The 14870-nt window shown below is 73.9% G+C and carries 15 protein-coding genes and 1 pseudogene; 11 read left to right on the plus strand and 5 right to left on the minus strand.

What is annotated here, in order from left to right:
* From ACFV0G_RS19650 to ACFV0G_RS19680, 7 genes and pseudogenes are all read left to right on the plus strand, one after another.
* A partial coding sequence (locus ACFV0G_RS19650; RefSeq protein ID WP_380549019.1) for an ABC transporter substrate-binding protein occupies positions 1–1150 on the plus strand: 1150 nt, incomplete at its 5' end.
* A gap of 39 nt (positions 1151–1189) precedes the next feature.
* On the plus strand, positions 1190–2116 hold the full coding sequence (locus ACFV0G_RS19655; RefSeq protein ID WP_380549022.1) for an ABC transporter permease: 927 nt from the start codon (positions 1190–1192) through the stop codon (positions 2114–2116).
* Complete coding sequence (locus tag ACFV0G_RS19660) at positions 2109–3044, plus strand: ABC transporter permease (protein WP_380549025.1); 936 nt, start codon at positions 2109–2111, stop codon at positions 3042–3044. The genes ACFV0G_RS19655 and ACFV0G_RS19660 overlap by 8 nt, the downstream gene beginning before the upstream one ends.
* A gap of 14 nt (positions 3045–3058) precedes the next feature.
* Positions 3059–4060, plus strand: coding sequence for an LD-carboxypeptidase (locus tag ACFV0G_RS19665; protein ID WP_380549028.1), 1002 nt, complete (start codon positions 3059–3061; stop codon positions 4058–4060).
* Positions 4048–4881, plus strand: a complete 834-nt coding sequence (locus ACFV0G_RS19670; protein WP_380549032.1) for a M55 family metallopeptidase — start codon at positions 4048–4050, stop codon at positions 4879–4881. The genes ACFV0G_RS19665 and ACFV0G_RS19670 overlap by 13 nt, the downstream gene beginning before the upstream one ends.
* A gap of 47 nt (positions 4882–4928) precedes the next feature.
* Positions 4929–6266, plus strand: a complete 1338-nt coding sequence (locus ACFV0G_RS19675) for a M20/M25/M40 family metallo-hydrolase (RefSeq protein ID WP_380549035.1) — start codon at positions 4929–4931, stop codon at positions 6264–6266.
* A 194-nt stretch (positions 6267–6460) separates the two neighbouring features.
* Positions 6461–6673, plus strand: a pseudogene (locus tag ACFV0G_RS19680) (DUF6262 family protein); the annotation flags it as partial.
* Positions 6674–6903: 230 nt separating this feature from the next.
* Here ACFV0G_RS19680 and ACFV0G_RS19685 read toward each other — a convergent pair.
* Positions 6904–7386, minus strand: a complete 483-nt coding sequence (locus ACFV0G_RS19685; protein ID WP_380549063.1) for a hypothetical protein — start codon at positions 7384–7386, stop codon at positions 6904–6906.
* A 296-nt stretch (positions 7387–7682) separates the two neighbouring features.
* On the minus strand, positions 7683–8135 hold the full coding sequence (locus ACFV0G_RS19690; protein WP_380549038.1) for a hypothetical protein: 453 nt from the start codon (positions 8133–8135) through the stop codon (positions 7683–7685).
* Between the two features lie 205 nt (positions 8136–8340).
* On the opposite strand from ACFV0G_RS19690, the gene ACFV0G_RS19695 reads away from it, so the two are divergent.
* Complete coding sequence (locus tag ACFV0G_RS19695) at positions 8341–8976, plus strand: DUF7003 family protein (RefSeq protein WP_380549060.1); 636 nt, start codon at positions 8341–8343, stop codon at positions 8974–8976.
* Positions 8977–9077: 101 nt separating this feature from the next.
* Positions 9078–9629, plus strand: a complete 552-nt coding sequence (locus ACFV0G_RS19700) for a YciI family protein (RefSeq protein WP_380549041.1) — start codon at positions 9078–9080, stop codon at positions 9627–9629.
* 148 nt (positions 9630–9777) lie between these two features.
* On the opposite strand, the gene ACFV0G_RS19705 is transcribed toward ACFV0G_RS19700, so the two are convergent.
* Positions 9778–10755: a LysR family transcriptional regulator gene (locus ACFV0G_RS19705; protein WP_380549044.1), complete on the minus strand. Its 978-nt coding sequence runs from the start codon at positions 10753–10755 to the stop codon at positions 9778–9780.
* A 210-nt stretch (positions 10756–10965) separates the two neighbouring features.
* On the opposite strand from ACFV0G_RS19705, the gene snpA reads away from it, so the two are divergent.
* Positions 10966–11619: a snapalysin gene (snpA, locus tag ACFV0G_RS19710; RefSeq protein ID WP_380549048.1), complete on the plus strand. Its 654-nt coding sequence runs from the start codon at positions 10966–10968 to the stop codon at positions 11617–11619.
* 97 nt (positions 11620–11716) lie between these two features.
* On the opposite strand, the gene ACFV0G_RS19715 is transcribed toward snpA, so the two are convergent.
* Both ACFV0G_RS19715 and ACFV0G_RS19720 read right to left on the minus strand, forming a co-directional pair.
* Positions 11717–11848 (minus strand): DUF6126 family protein, encoded by a 132-nt coding sequence (locus ACFV0G_RS19715; protein WP_380549051.1) that lies wholly within the window; start codon positions 11846–11848, stop codon positions 11717–11719.
* A 155-nt stretch (positions 11849–12003) separates the two neighbouring features.
* On the minus strand, positions 12004–13593 hold the full coding sequence (locus ACFV0G_RS19720; RefSeq protein ID WP_380549054.1) for a sigma-70 family RNA polymerase sigma factor: 1590 nt from the start codon (positions 13591–13593) through the stop codon (positions 12004–12006).
* Positions 13594–13885: 292 nt separating this feature from the next.
* Here ACFV0G_RS19720 and ACFV0G_RS19725 point away from each other — a divergent pair, with 292 nt between their 5' ends.
* Positions 13886–14551, plus strand: a complete 666-nt coding sequence (locus ACFV0G_RS19725; RefSeq protein ID WP_380549057.1) for a lysine transporter LysE — start codon at positions 13886–13888, stop codon at positions 14549–14551.
* Positions 14552–14870: the final 319 nt, after the last annotated feature.

The following is a 14870-nucleotide window of genomic DNA, read 5'->3' on the forward strand; positions in this document are numbered from 1 at the left end:
GACCCCGGCCGTCCGCCACCTGTCCGGGCTCAAGGTCCTCGACGACACCACCCTCCAGGTCACCCTCGGAGCGCCGTTCAGCCAGTTCCCGATGCTGCTCGCCTTCCCCGCGTTCGCCCCGCTGCCCGCCGTCGCCTTCACCGACCCGGAGGGCTTCGACCGGCACCCGGTCGGCAACGGGCCGTTCGCGATGGACGGCGACTGGCAGCACAACCAGCGGATCGACCTGAAACGGGCCGCCGGCTACACCGGCGCCCGACCGCCGATGGCCGACGCGGTGCACTTCCGCATCTTCACCAGCAAGGACACCGCCTTCACCGAACTCCGCGCCGGACACGTCGACTTCGTCACCAGCGTGCCCGCCGCCCGGGCCTACGAGGCCCGCCGCACCTTCGGCCGCCGCTACTCGGTGCGCCCGAGCGGCACCATGGACTACCTCGGCCTGCCGCTCGGCGACCCGCGCTACGCCGACCCGAACGTCCGCAAGGCCCTGTCGATGGCGATCGACCGGCCCGGGATCACCCGGGCCATCTTCAACGAGGTGTTCGTCCCGGCCGACTCGCTGGTCGCCGGCATGATCCCCGGCCACCGGGCCGGCGCCTGCGGCGAGGCCTGCGCCTACCGGCCCGCCGAGGCCCGCGCCCTCCTCGACCGGGCCGGCGGCTTCACCGGAACGGTCGAGCTGTACTTCGCCAACTCCGACCCCACGTACGAGCAGTGGATGACCGCGGTGGCCAACGAACTGCGCCAGAACCTCGGCATCCGCAACGTGGTCTTCCGCAAGATGTCCGGCGCCGACCTCGGCCCGATCCTCAACGGCCGCAAGGAGACCGGCCCGTACCGGCAGAACTGGGTCATCGACTACCCCAGCGTGCAGAACTACCTGGCCGGCCTGTTCGGCCCGGGCAACCGGATGGGCTGGCACAGCCCGGCGTTCGACGACGCGCTGGCCCGCGGCGACGCCGCCGCCACCCCCGCCGAGGGCCTCACCTGGTATCACCGCGCCGAGGACCTCGCCCTCGCCGACCTCCCGCTGATCCCGCTCTGGAACTGGCAGGACCAGACCGCCTGGAGCACCCGGGTCGGCAACGTCGTCCTCGACCCGTACGTCGGCGGACTGCACCTCGACCGGGTGACCGTACGGCACTGATCCGACCACCGAACCGACCTCCAGGGGGCACCCCCGCCGATGGGCCGCTACCTCGCCCGCCGCCTGCTCTACGCCGTACCGGTACTGCTGGCGACCACCTTCCTCATCCACACCCTGGTGTTCGTGCTGCCCGGCGACCCGATCCAGGGACTGGCCGGGGACCGCCCGGTGCCGCCCGCCGTCCTCGCCGAGCTGCGCGCCCGCTACCACCTCGACGAGCCGCTGTTCGCCCAGTACCTGCACTACCTGCGCGGCCTGCTCGCCGGCGACCTCGGCCGCACCTTCACCGGCCAGCCGGTCGCCGACGCCATCGCCGGCCGCTGGCAGGTCACCCTCCGGCTCGGCCTCACCGCCTGGTTCTTCGAGGCCGTCCTCGGCATCGCCCTCGGCGTCTGGGCCGCGCTGCGCCGCGGCCGCTGGGCCGACACCGCGGTGCTCGCCGGCACCACCCTGGTGATCGCCGTCCCGGTCTACGTCGTCGGCTACCTCGCCCAACTGCTGTTCGGGGTACGGCTCGGCTGGTTCCCGGTCTCCGGCGCCGACGGCGGCTGGCCGAGCGCCTACCTGCTGCCCGGCCTGGTGCTCGCCTCCTTCGGCGTCGCCTACGTCGCCCGGCTCACCCGGGCCTCGCTGCTGGAGAACCTGCGCGCCGACTACGTGCGCACCGCCGGCGCCAAGGGACTGCGCCGCGGCCGCGTCATCGTCCGGCACACCCTGCGCAACTCGCTGATCCCGGTGGCGACCTTCCTCGGCGTCGAGCTCGGCTCGCTGATGGCCGGCGCCGTCGTCACCGAGTACATCTTCAACCTCCCCGGCATCGGGCAGCAGGTCTTCCAGGCCATCCAACTGCGCGAGGGCCCCACCGTGGTCGGCATCACCACCCTGCTGGTGCTGGTGTTCTGCCTGGCCAACCTGCTCGTCGACCTCCTGTACGGCCTGCTCGACCCGAGGATCCGCCATGACTAGCCCGCCGGCCAGCCCGCCCGCCGACCTCGTCCTGCCGCCCGCCGAACCGGCGCGGCCCCGCCGCCGGCTGGCCTCCGCCGACACCCCGTCGGCCGCCGCCTGGCAGGAGCTGCGGGCCCGCCCGCTGGTGCTCGCCGCTCTCGCCACGCTGCTGCTGATCAGCCTGATGGCGGCCTTCCCCGAACCGTTCGTCGCGCTGCTCACCCACGACAGCGGCCGCTGCGAGCTCTCCGACTCACGGGTCGGCCCGAGCCTCGCCCACCCGTTCGGCTTCGACCTCCAGGGCTGCGACTACCTCGGCCAGGTCGTCCGCGGCAGCCGGCCCTCGCTGGTCATCGGCCTCGCGGTCACGGCCGGCGCCCTGCTGGTCGCGGTCGTCCTCGGCCTGCTGGCCGGCTTCCACGGCGGCTGGGTCGACGCGGCCGTCTCCCGGCTCACCGACGTCTTCTTCGGCCTGCCGTTCGTCCTCGGCGCCACCGTCGTCCTGGTGGCCTTCCCCCGGCACGGCCTCGGCGCGATGACCCTCGTCCTGGTCGTGCTGGGCTGGACCACCATGACCCGGGTGATGCGCGCCCAGGTGATCGCCGCCAAGGACGCCGACTACGTGCTGGCCGCCCGGGCCGGCGGCGCCGGACCGCTGCGCCTGATGCTCCGCCACATCCTGCCGAACGCCGTGACACCGGTCGTCGTGGTCGCCATGCTGAACGTCGGGAACGTCATCTCGGGGGAGGCCACCCTGGACTTCCTCGGCGTCGGACTCCAGTACCCGGCCCTCTCCTGGGGGCTCCAGCTCAACGCCGCTCAGGCGTACTTCCTCGACTTCCCGCACCTGCTGGCGTTCCCCGCGCTGTTCCTGTGCGCGACGGTGCTGAGCTTCATCCTGCTCGGCGACGCCGTCCGCGACGCGTACGACCCCAAGCTGAGATAGCCGGGATAGCTGAGATGAGGACCGCCATGCCCGCCGCACCGCCCGCCGTGCCGCCCTCGGCCCCGCGCGTCGTCCCGCCCGGCCTGCTGCCCGGCGACCGGGTCGCCGTCGTCGCGCCCGCCGGCCCGGTCGACCCCGACCTGCTCGACCGCGGCACCGCCCTGCTCGCCTCCTGGAACCTGGAGGTGACCGTGCTGCCGCACGTCCGCGACCGGCACCTCGGCCACCTCGCCGGGCACGACCGGCACCGTGCCGCCGACCTCACCGCGGCGCTGGCCGACCCGGCCGTCCGGGCCGTCTTCTGCGCCCGCGGCGGGTACGGCACCCAGCGGATGGCCGATCTCGTCGACTGGGACCTGGCCGCCGCCGCGCCGCCCACCGTGCTGGCCGGCTCCAGCGACGTCACCGCCCTGCACGAGGCCGCCGCCCGCAGGCTCGGGACCACCACCCTGCACACCCCGATGCCCGCGACCGCCGCGTTCACCGACTCCCCGGCCAACACGGCGCACCTGCACACCGTGCTGTTCCACCCCGAACGCGTCACCGAACTCCCGCTCACCGCACCGCCCCTGGTGCCCGGCATCGCCGAGGGCCGCCTCGCCGGCGGCAACGCCAGCCTGCTCGCCGCCTCGGTCGGCACCCCCACCGCACTGCCCCCCGACGGGTGCCTGCTGCTCCTGGAGGAGACCGGCGAGGAGCCCTACCGGCTCGACCGGATCCTCACCCAGCTGCTGCGCGCCGGCGTCCTCGCCCGGGCGGCCGGCATCGTGCTCGGCGACTTCACCGACTGCGGGGACCCGGCCGACGTCGAGGCGCTGCTCGCCGACCGGCTCGGCGGCCTCGGGATCCCGGTCGCCGCCGGACTGCCCGCCGGCCACGGGGAGCTCCAGCTGACCGTGCCGCTCGGCACCCGCGCCCGGCTGACCGCCGACGGGCGGCTCGCCCTGCTGGAGCCGCCGCTCGCCGCCCGCACGATCGGCTCCACCGGGCCGGAGGCCGTCCGATGCGCGTCCTGATCTCCGCCGACATGGAGGGCGCCACCGGCGCCACCTGGCCCGGCGACGTCCTGCCCGGCACCCCCGGCTGGTCCCGGATGCGCCGGATGCTGACCTCCGACGTCAACGCCTGCGTGGCCGGCCTGCTGGCCGGCGGCGCCGCCGAGGTGGTGGTCAACGAGGCCCACGACACCCAGCGCAACGTGCTGATCGAGGACCTCGACCCGCGCGCCCGGCTGCTGACCGGCCGGCACAAGCCGCTCGGCATGATGCAGGGCATCGAGGACGCCGACGCCGTGGTCTTCCTCGGCTACCACACCGGGGCCGGCGTGCACGGGGTGCTCGCCCACACCTATCTCGGCGCGGGACTCACCGGCTTCCGGATCGACGGCGAACCGGCCGACGAGGGCCGGATGAACGCGCTGACCGCCGCCGAGCACGGCGTTCCCGTCCTGCTGGTCACCGGCGACGACCTCACCTGCGCGGCCGCCGCCCGGTGGGCGCCCGGCGCCCGCACCGCCGCGGTGAAGGAGTGCGTCAGCCGCTACGCCGCGCTCTGCCTGCCGCCCGAGCGCAGCGCCGAGCTGATCCGCGACGAGGCCCGGGCCGCCGCGGCGGCCGCGCTGAACGGCGAACGGCCGGCACCCGTCACCGGACCGCACCGCTTCGAGATCGACTTCCACGCCACCCACCAGGCCGAGGCGGTGGCCGCCGTCCCCACCGTCGAGCTGACCGGCCCCTGCACGGTGGCGTACACCGCGCCGTCGGCGACCCGGGCCGCCCGCACCTTCAAGGTCTGCACGGTGGTCGCGAGTGCCGCCGCCGAGCAGGGCTACGGCTGAGCCCCGGCTTCCCGTCGCACCCCCACGCCCGTACGAGAGGACCACCGATGAGCGCTGCCCCGCTGCCCGCCGGACCTGACGCCGCCCCCGGGGCGGAGGGGGAGGCGGCCCGGATCTGCCACGACCTGCTGCGGATCGACACCACCAACCCCGGTGACGGCACCGGGCCGGGCGAACGGGCGGCCGCCGAGTACGTGGCCGGCCTGCTCGCCGGCGCAGGGATCGAACCGCTGCTGGTGGAAGCGGCGCCGCGGCGCGCCAGTGTGCTGGCCAGAGTCCCCGGCACCGACCCGGCGCTCGCGCCGCTGCTCGTCCACGGCCATCTGGACACCGTGCCGTTCGAGGCCGCGGACTGGAGCCGCCACCCGCTCTCGGGGGAGCTCCACGACGGCTGCCTGTGGGGCCGCGGCGCGGTCGACATGAAGGGCACCGTCGCGATGACGCTGGCGCTCGTCCTCGGCTGGGCCCGCACCGGCCGCCGGCCCCGGCGCGACCTGCTGCTCGCCCTCCTCGCCGACGAGGAGGCCACCGCCGAGTACGGCGCCCGCTACGTGGCCTCCCGCCAACGGGAGTTCTTCGACGGCTGCCGGGAGGCGATCGGCGAGTCCGGCGGCTTCTCGGTGCCGGTCGGCGACGAGAGACGGATCTATCCGGTCGCGGTCGGCGAGCGGTCCACCGCCTGGATGCGGCTGACCGCCACCGGCACCGCCGGGCACGGCTCCCGGCCCGGCGGTGACAACGCCGTCGCCACCCTCGTCCACGCGCTCTCCCGACTGGCCTCGCACAGCTGGCCGGTCCGGCTGACGCCGCCGGTGGAGGCGCTGATCACCGAACTCGAGTCGGTCCTCGGCACCACGATCGACCGGGACCGGCTGGAGGCCGAGGCCGCCCGGCTCGGCCGGGCCGGCGAGCTCTTCGCCCACACCGTGCGCAACTCCGCGACCCCGACCGTCCTGGAGGCCGGCCACAAGGTGAACGTGGTCCCTGGCACCGCCCGCGCCCAGGTCGACGGGCGCTACCTGCCCGGCACCCGCGACGAGTACCTGGAGACCGTCGACCGGCTGCTCGGCCCCGCCGTGACACGGGAGTTCATCAACCTGGAGGACGCCGCCGCGGCCGACCCCACCGGGCCGGCGTTCCGCGCGATGACCGCCGCCCTGCGCGCCGAGGACGCCGACGGGCACCCCGCCCCGTACCTGATGTCCGGCGGCACCGACGCCAAGACCTTCAACCGGCTGGGGATCGACTGCTACGGCTTCGCCCCGCTCCGGCTGGGCCCGGACCTGAACTACCAGCGGATGTTCCACGGCGTGGACGAACGCGTCCCGGTGGCCGGCCTGGACTTCGGCGTCCGCGTCCTGGACCGCTTCCTCGGGACGTACTGAATCCGCCCGGGCCGGTGGCCGGGTGTCGGGTGCCCGGATCGGGTGGCGGCACTCCAGGGCCTGTTGCGGAAGTGGGCCTTGAGGCCGCTGGACGCGATCCATGCCAAGCCCGGCCGCGGCGCCGGCTGCGGCACCGCCCCCACCGGGCCCGTCCCTCTCACCATCGACCTCGACCGCCACCGAAGGACCCGGCCATGACCGACGCCCGCACCCAGCGCACCCAGACCCCCACCGCCGCCGCGAAGGCAAAGTCGCAGACCGAGACCGTGGCCGCCGAGCATGCCATCCGGCGGCTGATCAAGCGCGGCGAGGCGATCACCTTCCGGGCCGTCCAGCACGAGGCCGGGGTCTCCCGCGCCTTCCTCTACAACCACCCCGACCTGCGCGGACGCATCGAACGCCTGCGAGCCCAGACCCGCCCCATCCCCGCACCGGCCACCCCAGCGGGCCCGGAGAGCACCCTCGTCCTCGCCCTGACCAGCCACATCACCCGACTGAAGAACAGCACCGCCGGGAAGTCCAGGCCTTGTGGGACGCACTGGAGCAGGCCCACGGCCAGAACCTCGACCTCCGCTGCGAACTCGACCGCCGCGGTCGCGACACGCCCAGAGCTCGGCAGCAGGGGCCCGCTGACAGATCAGTCCGCGCGTTCGAGCCCGAGGGCGCTACCCACCGGGACCGCCCGCCACATCGCGCTGACCTGCGGAAGCGTTTCAATGAACGTGGCAATCTGGGATAGCGCTGCGGCCCGTTCATGGCCGATGGGATCGAAGTCGAAGCCCATGCTGTCGGACCAGGGCAAATCACCCAGGTCGGCCCAGGCCGGGGCATCGGTGAAGAAAAGTTCGAGCTCTACGCTCCAGCGCTGCGGCTGCCAGAACTCGTCATCCTGGTCACCCTCGTCGCGCACCGCGAACTGCCTGGTGAAGACCAGTGCGGGACGGTCGTCGTTCCAACTCCACCGCCCCCACTGCACGATGAACCCGTCGCCGTCGTCCTCCGCAGGCTCGATCCCGTCGATTTCCATCTGAACGAACTCCTGGAACGCAGACCATGCCCGCGCAACGTCGTCGACCGCGTCCGGCTCGAGTCCATGACGTCGAAGGATCAGCACGAACATCTCGGGACTGTTCTTCCAGTGCGTGGCCATGCCGGATGCTAACCGACCACCGCCAGCTCCAGGACGGCGCCCGGCAACAGATCACCGGAGGACGGCGACAACGGGCCGCGCTCGGGTCCGTTACAGCCATCGCAACAACATCCGGACGTGGGAAGCAGCGATCATAGAATCTGTGAGCAGCTCGCAGCGACAATTCGTTTGAGGGAACAAGTTCCAGCCCCAGCTCGGTGGAGAGACCTTCTCCGGCGACGTCGCGGTCGCCGTGATCGATCGCAGGGTCCACCATGCCGAGGTGCTCACCCTGACCGGTGACTCCTGCCGAACCCGCCAGTGACGCGAGCTCCCGGCAAAGGAGAACCGGGCTCACCACGATTGAGTCTGTCAGTCGCCCGGTCGGGCGAGCCAAAGACGTGCTCGCCCCCTTCGCGGTCTTCGAACTCGACGCTGAAGGACAAGCCCATCCCGTTCAGTGCCGCCAGCAGGTCAGTGATGCGATCGGGGGCCACGAACCCGCTGAACACGACGGGTTCGAGTGGAGTCAGCTCAAGTTCCGCGCACTCGTTCTCGACCTGGAACTCGGTCCGGTTCGACCGACGGACCCGCCAGCCGGCGCGGAAGAACAGCTCAGCCGCCCTCTGGGCGCTGGCTGTCCCGGGCAGGGATCCCCAGACGTTGTTGCCAAGACCAAGCTGAGCCACGGAGGCGGCGTCCAGACGCGGGCCGTCCGTCCCGTCAGAGGTGAAGTCCACGCCCGACAGTATCGGGCAGGCGACCGCCATCCCGTCTTTCAGCTGCCGCCGCTTCCACACCTGCGGGCCGCCCGGCTTGATACCCGGGGCGGCAACGACTCAAGCCGGGCCCACCGGCCACTCGTCGGATCCCCACGTCCCACGGGACGTGACCATCGACGAACAAGATCCACTTTCGCAACAGGACCTATAACCTGGTCCCGTGATGACCACCTCGTCGATCCTCGGGCAGTTCGATCTCTGTGCCGACCGGGCCGAGTTCCCGGACCTGGACAACGGCTACGCCTACCCGGTCGACGGGCGGATCCATCTGTTCGGCGACACCGCGCGCTGGGCCGTGGTGGTGGAGCTGCTGGGCTACAACCCGCGCGCCGGCGGCCTCGTGGACGTCATGCACTGCTACGGCAACTGCCTGACGCGCGGCGAGCCCGGGTACGGCGACTTCCTGGACCGGGTGGAGAACATGGCGGAGCTCGACCCGGAGGGGACCGAGACCTACGGGGGACGGGCTCCGGTCGTCGTCCGCGGGACCGCCCTGCCCGTCGACGCCGTCGCCGGCACCCCGTTGTACGAGGTGTTCCGCCGACTCGCCCCGGCGCACCGGCCGTTGCTGCTGGCCGATTCGGCCGAGGTGCGGGCCGCCGTCCCGTCCGACCTGCCGGAGCTGCTGCGACTCGACGAGTGGAACCAGCCGGAGGACCTCTGGGAGGTGCCGCCGAGCCGGCACGAGACCTTCCGGCTGATCGCCGAGGTGCTCGACTCCGCCGACCCGGCCCGCTACCGGCCGACCCTCCCGCCGAACAGCCACTGGTCGCACTGGCCCGACGCCGGGACCCTGTAGCCCTTCCGCCGGAACGGACGACCGGGAAACCGCCGCCGGGCGCGTCCGCGCGCGATGAAATCCGCTCGACCCGGCTGACGCTGCGACGGGATCCTCGGAGCATGGAGTTCCTCACCTACCACCGCGACCGGCCCGGCTCCCTGCCGCTGCGCGACGAACTGCTGGAAGAGCACTGGTCCTACATGGACCGGTACGCGAAGGAGATGATCGCCCGCGGCCCGACCCTCGCGGACGACGGCGACACCCCGACCGGCAGTGTGCACATCCTGGACCTGCCCGACCCCGCCGCCGCCCGCGCGTTCGCCTTCGACGAGCCGAACCACCGGGCCGGCGTCTACCGCGACGTGCTGCTGCGCCGGTGGCGCAACACGCTGGGGCGCACGATGTGGGAATTCCCCGGTGGCCGGACCGGCGGCAACCGGTACCTGGTGCTGGGCCTCGGCGAGGGGGAGCCCGCCGACCTCGCGATCCCGTCCGACCGTCATGAGTTGATCGCCTACGGCCCCCTGCTCGCCGACGACGGCACCGCCTGGCTGGGCACGGCCGTACTGCTCCGGGCCCCGGACCCTGTCACGGCACGCGCCGTCCTTACCGCGGACCGCTACGCCGACATCGAGGTGCACCTCTGGCAGTTCGGCGGGCGCCCCTCCTAGCGTCCGGGATTGCGGCCGCCCGGGTCGGGAGGCGGACGCAGGGTGCGGACTCGCGCCGGTGTTCACCTCCTCGACGCGGGCGGCCGGCGAGGCGAAGCGGACCGCCGCCGAGCGGACCTGCTGCACGGCCCCGCCCGCGGACGGCTGCTCACGCGCCGGGGTGGGCCAGGAGTTGGCGCAGGCTGCGGTTGTGCTGGAGCAGCCAGGCGCGGTAGGCCGGGTTGACGCCGGCCAGGGCGAGGTAGGCGGCGCGCAGGTCGGCGTGGAGGGCGTCCACGGTGCGGGCGCTGGTCGTTCGGGGCCGCCAGGCGAGCAGCAGCCGCACGGCGAACGGGTCGCCGTGGACCGGGCGCAGCACCGTCCCCGGGCCGGGCGGGGCGGTCGGCTGGCAGAGCCGGACGGCCTCGCCGGAGGCGACCAGTTCGGCGGCGGTGGCGTTGTCGCGGACCTGGACGACCCGCGGGTCGAGCCCGGCGCCGGTCAGCACCCGGCGCAGCGCCGCGTACTCGTGGTCGGCCGTCGGGTCGACCATCCAGGCGTCCCCGGCGAGGTCGGTGAGGCGGACGACGGGCAGTGCCGCGGCCGGGTGGCCGGCGGCGAGCGCGACGAACTGGGGCTCGCGGGTGATCAGCACCCGGTGCTCGGCCCCGGTCGGTACCTTGAGCGGGAAGCCCTCGCTCTCGTGCACGAACGCGACGTCGAGCTGGTCCGCCGCGACCATCCGCAGCAGGGCGATGGCCGACACGTCGATCTGGATGGTGGTGTCGGTGTCCGGCAGCCGGGCGTGGACCCGGCGCAGCCAGGCGGCGGTGGCCCGGCTGCCGACGCTGCCTATCCGCAGCCGGCGCCGCGGGCCGCCGGCGGCCTCGTGCCGGGCGGCGGCGACCAGGGCGGCCATCTCGCCGATGATCGGCCGGGCCCGGGAGAGCACGGAGTGGCCGAGTGCGGTGGGCCGGCTGCCGGTCTGCTCGCGCGTGAACAGGGCGCCGCCGACGGTGCGTTCGATGCGGTTGAGCTGGGTGGTGAGGGAGGGCTGGGTCATGCCGAGCTGCCGTGCGGCCTTGCGGACACTCCCGGTGTCGGCGATCGCGCACAGCACGCGGAGGTGTCGGACGTCGAGCTCCACGACGGGAGCTTAACGAGCGGACCAAGAGTCTGCCAAGGACATGTCATGACGTCAGATCCCCGCCGTGCGGCGGACATCGCACGGTGCTATCGCCGGTTGGCATCATCCGCACACCGGCCGGCCTGCCCGAAGCTCGGTTCATCAACCGATCGCCCGGCGCGCAGCGGCCCCCAATCCGCGCCCGTCGGGTCCGTGGATGGAGTCCCCCACATGAACCGCTCCGTGCTCGCGCTGTCGGCCGCCCTCGGTCTCGCGCTCGCCGCCGGCATGGCCGCGCCCGCGACCGCCGCCCAGGCCCGCCCGTCGTCCGCCGGCGCCGTCTCCGGCTACGCCGGCAGTGCCGCGGAGGAGGCCGGGAACCGGGCCTTCTACGCCGCCGTGATGAAGTCCGCGCTGGCCAAGCAGGCCGCCCAGCCCTACCTCAAGGCGGTGTACGTCACCTACGACGCCAGCAGCGCGCCCACCTTCCGCAGCCAGATAGCCAGCGCCGCCTCGATCTGGAACGGCTCGGTGCGCAACGTCCAGCTGCGCTCCGGCAGCAACGCCGACTTCCGCTACTACGAGGGCAACGACTCGCGCGGTTCCTACGCCAGCACCGACGGGCACGGCAGCGGCTACATCTTCCTCGACTACGCGCAGAACCGGCAGTACAACTCCGTCCGCGTCACCGCGCACGAGACCGGCCACGTGCTCGGCCTGCCGGACCACTACTCCGGGCCGTGCAGCGAGCTGATGTCGGGCGGCGGCCCCGGCACCTCCTGCACCAACCCCTACCCGAACGCCACGGAGAAGCGCCGGGTGGACAGCCTGTGGGCGAACGGCTTCGCCGCGACCGCTGCCGCTCCGCAGACCGTCTCCCGCTGACCGTCTCCCGCAGACCGGGTGTCCCCGGTCGACCGGACGTCTCCGGCCAAGCGCCCCGCCGCCTCTCGGGCGGCGGGGTGCTCAGTGGCGGGGGTGCTCAGCGGCGGCCGCCCAGCGTGAAGAGCAGGATCACGAACCCGGCGAACAGGTGGGTGCCCGCGATGTAGATCGAGGCGCGGACCAGCATCGCCCTTCGGCGGCTCTTCTCGTCGCGGACGGCGTCACTCACGGGTGCTCCTGGCGGTCGGGTGCCCGGCGCAGTGCACCGGGCTCACGACGGCCATCCTCGCCGGGCGGCGCGGTGGATTTCAACTCCGCCCGTCCCGGGCGCATGCACACGAACGATCCTGCCCGCGCCGGGCGCCGCGGCCGGTGGGCCGCCCGTCACGGCGCCGAGCCGAAGTCCTGGGTCCACCAGGGCCCGCCGGACCCCTGGTGGATCCCCACCCCGAGGTCGGTGAACCCGCAGTTGAGGATGTTCGCGCGGTGGCCCGGGCTGTTCATCCAGCTGTCCATCACCGCCGCGGCGTCGCGCTGGCCCTTGGCGATGTTCTCGCCCCAGCTGCTCCACTTGTAGCCGGCCGCGTCGATGCGGGCCTGCGGACCCTGGCCGTCGGGGTTGGTGTGGTCGAAGAAGTTCCGCGCCGCCATGTCGTCCGACTGCCGCTGGGCGGCGGTCTGGAGCTTGCTGTCGGCCTTCACCGGCGTGCAGCCCGCCTTGGCGCGCTCGGCGTTCACCAGCGCCAGCACCTGCTGCTGCAGGCTCTGGTTCGACGGCGAGGCGCTGCGCGGACGGGTCGGCGTGGGCGTCTTCGAGACGGACGGGCTGGGCGTCGGACTCGGCGAGGACGACGGCGACGCGGACGGCGTGGGCGAGGGCGGCAGCTCGGACGAGACCGCCGCGCGGACCTGGACCGGTGAGGGCTCGGCCGCGGCCGTGGTGCCCGCGGTGTCCGGCAGTCCGACGGCGATCAGGGCCGCGGCCGCCGCGGTGACCGCGGCCGCGCCGCCGACACCGGCGGCCATCGGGATTCTCGGGCGGGCGCCGAGCCGGCGGTGGCCGATGGAACGGCTTCCGCCGCGGCGGTGCGAGCGCGGCAGGCCCTTCCCGCCACCCGCGGAACTACCGGGCACCGCGGAGGCGGCGCCGGTGTGTGTCGCCGAGCCGCCCGCCGCGTGGGCGGCGGTGAAGGCCGCCGCCGCACCGGCGTGCCCGGCCGGCATCGGGACCATCGCCAGGCCGGCCAGCAGACCCTCGGCGGGGTAGAGCTCGGACCAGTGGCGGGCGCAGGTGCGGCAGTCCCGGGCGTGCCTGGCGATCCGCTTGCGCCACAGCGCGCTCGGCACGCCGTCCCACACGGCGGTCACCTCGGCGAGCTCGGCGCAGCGGCCGCCGCCGTTGAGCGCCCGGACGACCACCCGGGCGGTCTCCAGCTGGCCCTTCATCCGCTGCACCCGGACGGCCGCGTGCTGCGGGCTGAGCTCGAGCGCCGCGGCCAGTTCCGGCCGGGTCAGCTCGCCCGCCGCCTCCAGCCACCACAGGGCGAGCAGTTCGCGGTCGCTCTCGTCCAGCCAGCGGGTGGCCTCGGCGACCTCGCGGCGCTGTCCGGACAGGCCGAGCCGGACGATGGTGAGATCGACGAAGTCCGCGCCCGGGTCGGCGACGTCGTACGCGTCGTGCAGCCCCGTCCCGTCGGTGGCCTGCATCCGGTCGTGGTGGCGGCGGCGGATCTGGTTCATCGCGATCGCCACCAGCCAGGAGCGGAACCCGGCCGGGTCGCGCAGGCCGGACAGGCCGTCCACGGCGCGGAGCATCGTCTCCTGCACCACGTCGTCGGTGTCGGGGTGCCCGCTGAGTGCGCGGCCCACGATGTTGTAGAGCAGAGGCAGGTGCCCGCTGATCAGTTCGTCCGTCGCTCGCTGGTCGCCGGCCCGGGCCTGCACGACCAGCAGCGCTGCGCGGTCACTGTCCATGGCGTGGTCCACCTTCTCGGTCGGCCGTGTCCGGCCCTGTGCTGGTGTTGCTGTCGTAGTGGGAGATCGGGCAGCGGGGACCGGATAACGGAAAATCACACCGGGAATCCGTTCGGGAGGGACAGTATCCGACCCGGCGCCGACCCCCGCAGTCGTGCGTGAGCGTACGGCCGAGCGGAGGCCGCCCCGGTGCCGAGCGGTCCGGAGCCACCCCTTCCGCTGGCCGGCCCCGGCCTACGGGCGCGCGAAATATCGGTCGCGCGGAGCCGGGCCGGTGCGCCACCCTGGCCCGATGATCGGATCCCTGGTGAGCACGGCAGCGGCGGGTGCCGCGGCGGGTCTGGGCGTGGCGATGCCCCTGGGCGCGGTCGGCGTGCTCCTCCTCCAGGAAGGCGGCCGGGGGCTGCGCCTGGGCGCGGCCGCGGCCGCCGCGGTCGCCTCAGTCGACCTGCTGTACGCCGCCGTCGCGGTGCTGGTCGGGCCGCGGCTGGTCGGGCTGCTCGGCGGTGGCGAGGGCTGGGTGCGGCTCTGCGCCGGGCTGGTGCTGGCCGTGATCGCCGTCCGCGGGCTGCTCGGGCTGCGCGGCATGGGCGCCACGGGCGGCGGACCGGCCCGCCCGGTCGCGGAGGGCGGCAGTGAAACCGGCGCCGCGGCGGGCGGCGGGTCGGCCCGCCGGTCGTTCGGGCGGTTCGCCCTCCTCACCCTGGTCAACCCGACGACCGCGCTGTACTTCACCGCCCTCACGGCGGCCCGGGGCGGGACGACCGTCCGGGCGGTGGACGCGGCGGTCTTCGCCGGAGCGGTCTTCGTGGCCTCGCTCGCCTGGCAGCAGGTCCTGGCTGCGGCCGGGGCCCTGGCCGGCGCCCGGCTGACCGTCCGTGCACGGCGCACCACGTACGCACTCGGCTACGGGCTGGTGCTGTTCTTCGCGGTCCGGCTGGCCTGGCCGACGGGCTGACCCGGGTGCCGGGCCGGGCGCCCGGCCCGGGGTGTGGGCCGGACCACATCCGGGCGGAGGTCCGGCGGTGCCCGGGTCGGCGCTGGGTGTCCGGGTGCGGACAGCGCGTCGACGCTGTGGCGGCCGTCACCGCCGTACCGGCGTGATCCGGGTCACCGGAGGCTGCCCTGCCCGCGCCGGGACCCCTGGGAAATGGCGCCCGAGGATGCCCCGCGCGTGATCGATACCGCCGGTAAACGGGGTCTGACCTGCGGGGATGTCCGGATTCCTTGAAAGCCCCGGGCGGGTTGCCTACCTTCGAAACCAGTGCGGCGAGGCC

Source organism: Kitasatospora sp. NPDC059571, assembly GCF_042735675.1.
Lineage (GTDB): Bacteria > Actinomycetota > Actinomycetes > Streptomycetales > Streptomycetaceae > Kitasatospora.

Coding starts and splice junctions, on each gene's coding strand:
- ACFV0G_RS19720 (WP_380549054.1), bottom strand. CDS start 13,593: ATGGACAGTGACCGCGCAGCGCTGCTGGTCGTGCAGGCCCGGGCCGGC.
- snpA (WP_380549048.1), top strand. CDS start 10,966: ATGAACCGCTCCGTGCTCGCGCTGTCGGCCGCCCTCGGTCTCGCGCTC.
- ACFV0G_RS19655 (WP_380549022.1), top strand. CDS start 1,190: ATGGGCCGCTACCTCGCCCGCCGCCTGCTCTACGCCGTACCGGTACTG.
- ACFV0G_RS19665 (WP_380549028.1), top strand. CDS start 3,059: ATGAGGACCGCCATGCCCGCCGCACCGCCCGCCGTGCCGCCCTCGGCC.
- ACFV0G_RS19660 (WP_380549025.1), top strand. CDS start 2,109: ATGACTAGCCCGCCGGCCAGCCCGCCCGCCGACCTCGTCCTGCCGCCC.
- ACFV0G_RS19675 (WP_380549035.1), top strand. CDS start 4,929: ATGAGCGCTGCCCCGCTGCCCGCCGGACCTGACGCCGCCCCCGGGGCG.
- ACFV0G_RS19725 (WP_380549057.1), top strand. CDS start 13,886: ATGATCGGATCCCTGGTGAGCACGGCAGCGGCGGGTGCCGCGGCGGGT.
- ACFV0G_RS19695 (WP_380549060.1), top strand. CDS start 8,341: ATGACCACCTCGTCGATCCTCGGGCAGTTCGATCTCTGTGCCGACCGG.
- ACFV0G_RS19700 (WP_380549041.1), top strand. CDS start 9,078: ATGGAGTTCCTCACCTACCACCGCGACCGGCCCGGCTCCCTGCCGCTG.
- ACFV0G_RS19670 (WP_380549032.1), top strand. CDS start 4,048: ATGCGCGTCCTGATCTCCGCCGACATGGAGGGCGCCACCGGCGCCACC.
- ACFV0G_RS19685 (WP_380549063.1), bottom strand. CDS start 7,386: ATGTTCGTGCTGATCCTTCGACGTCATGGACTCGAGCCGGACGCGGTC.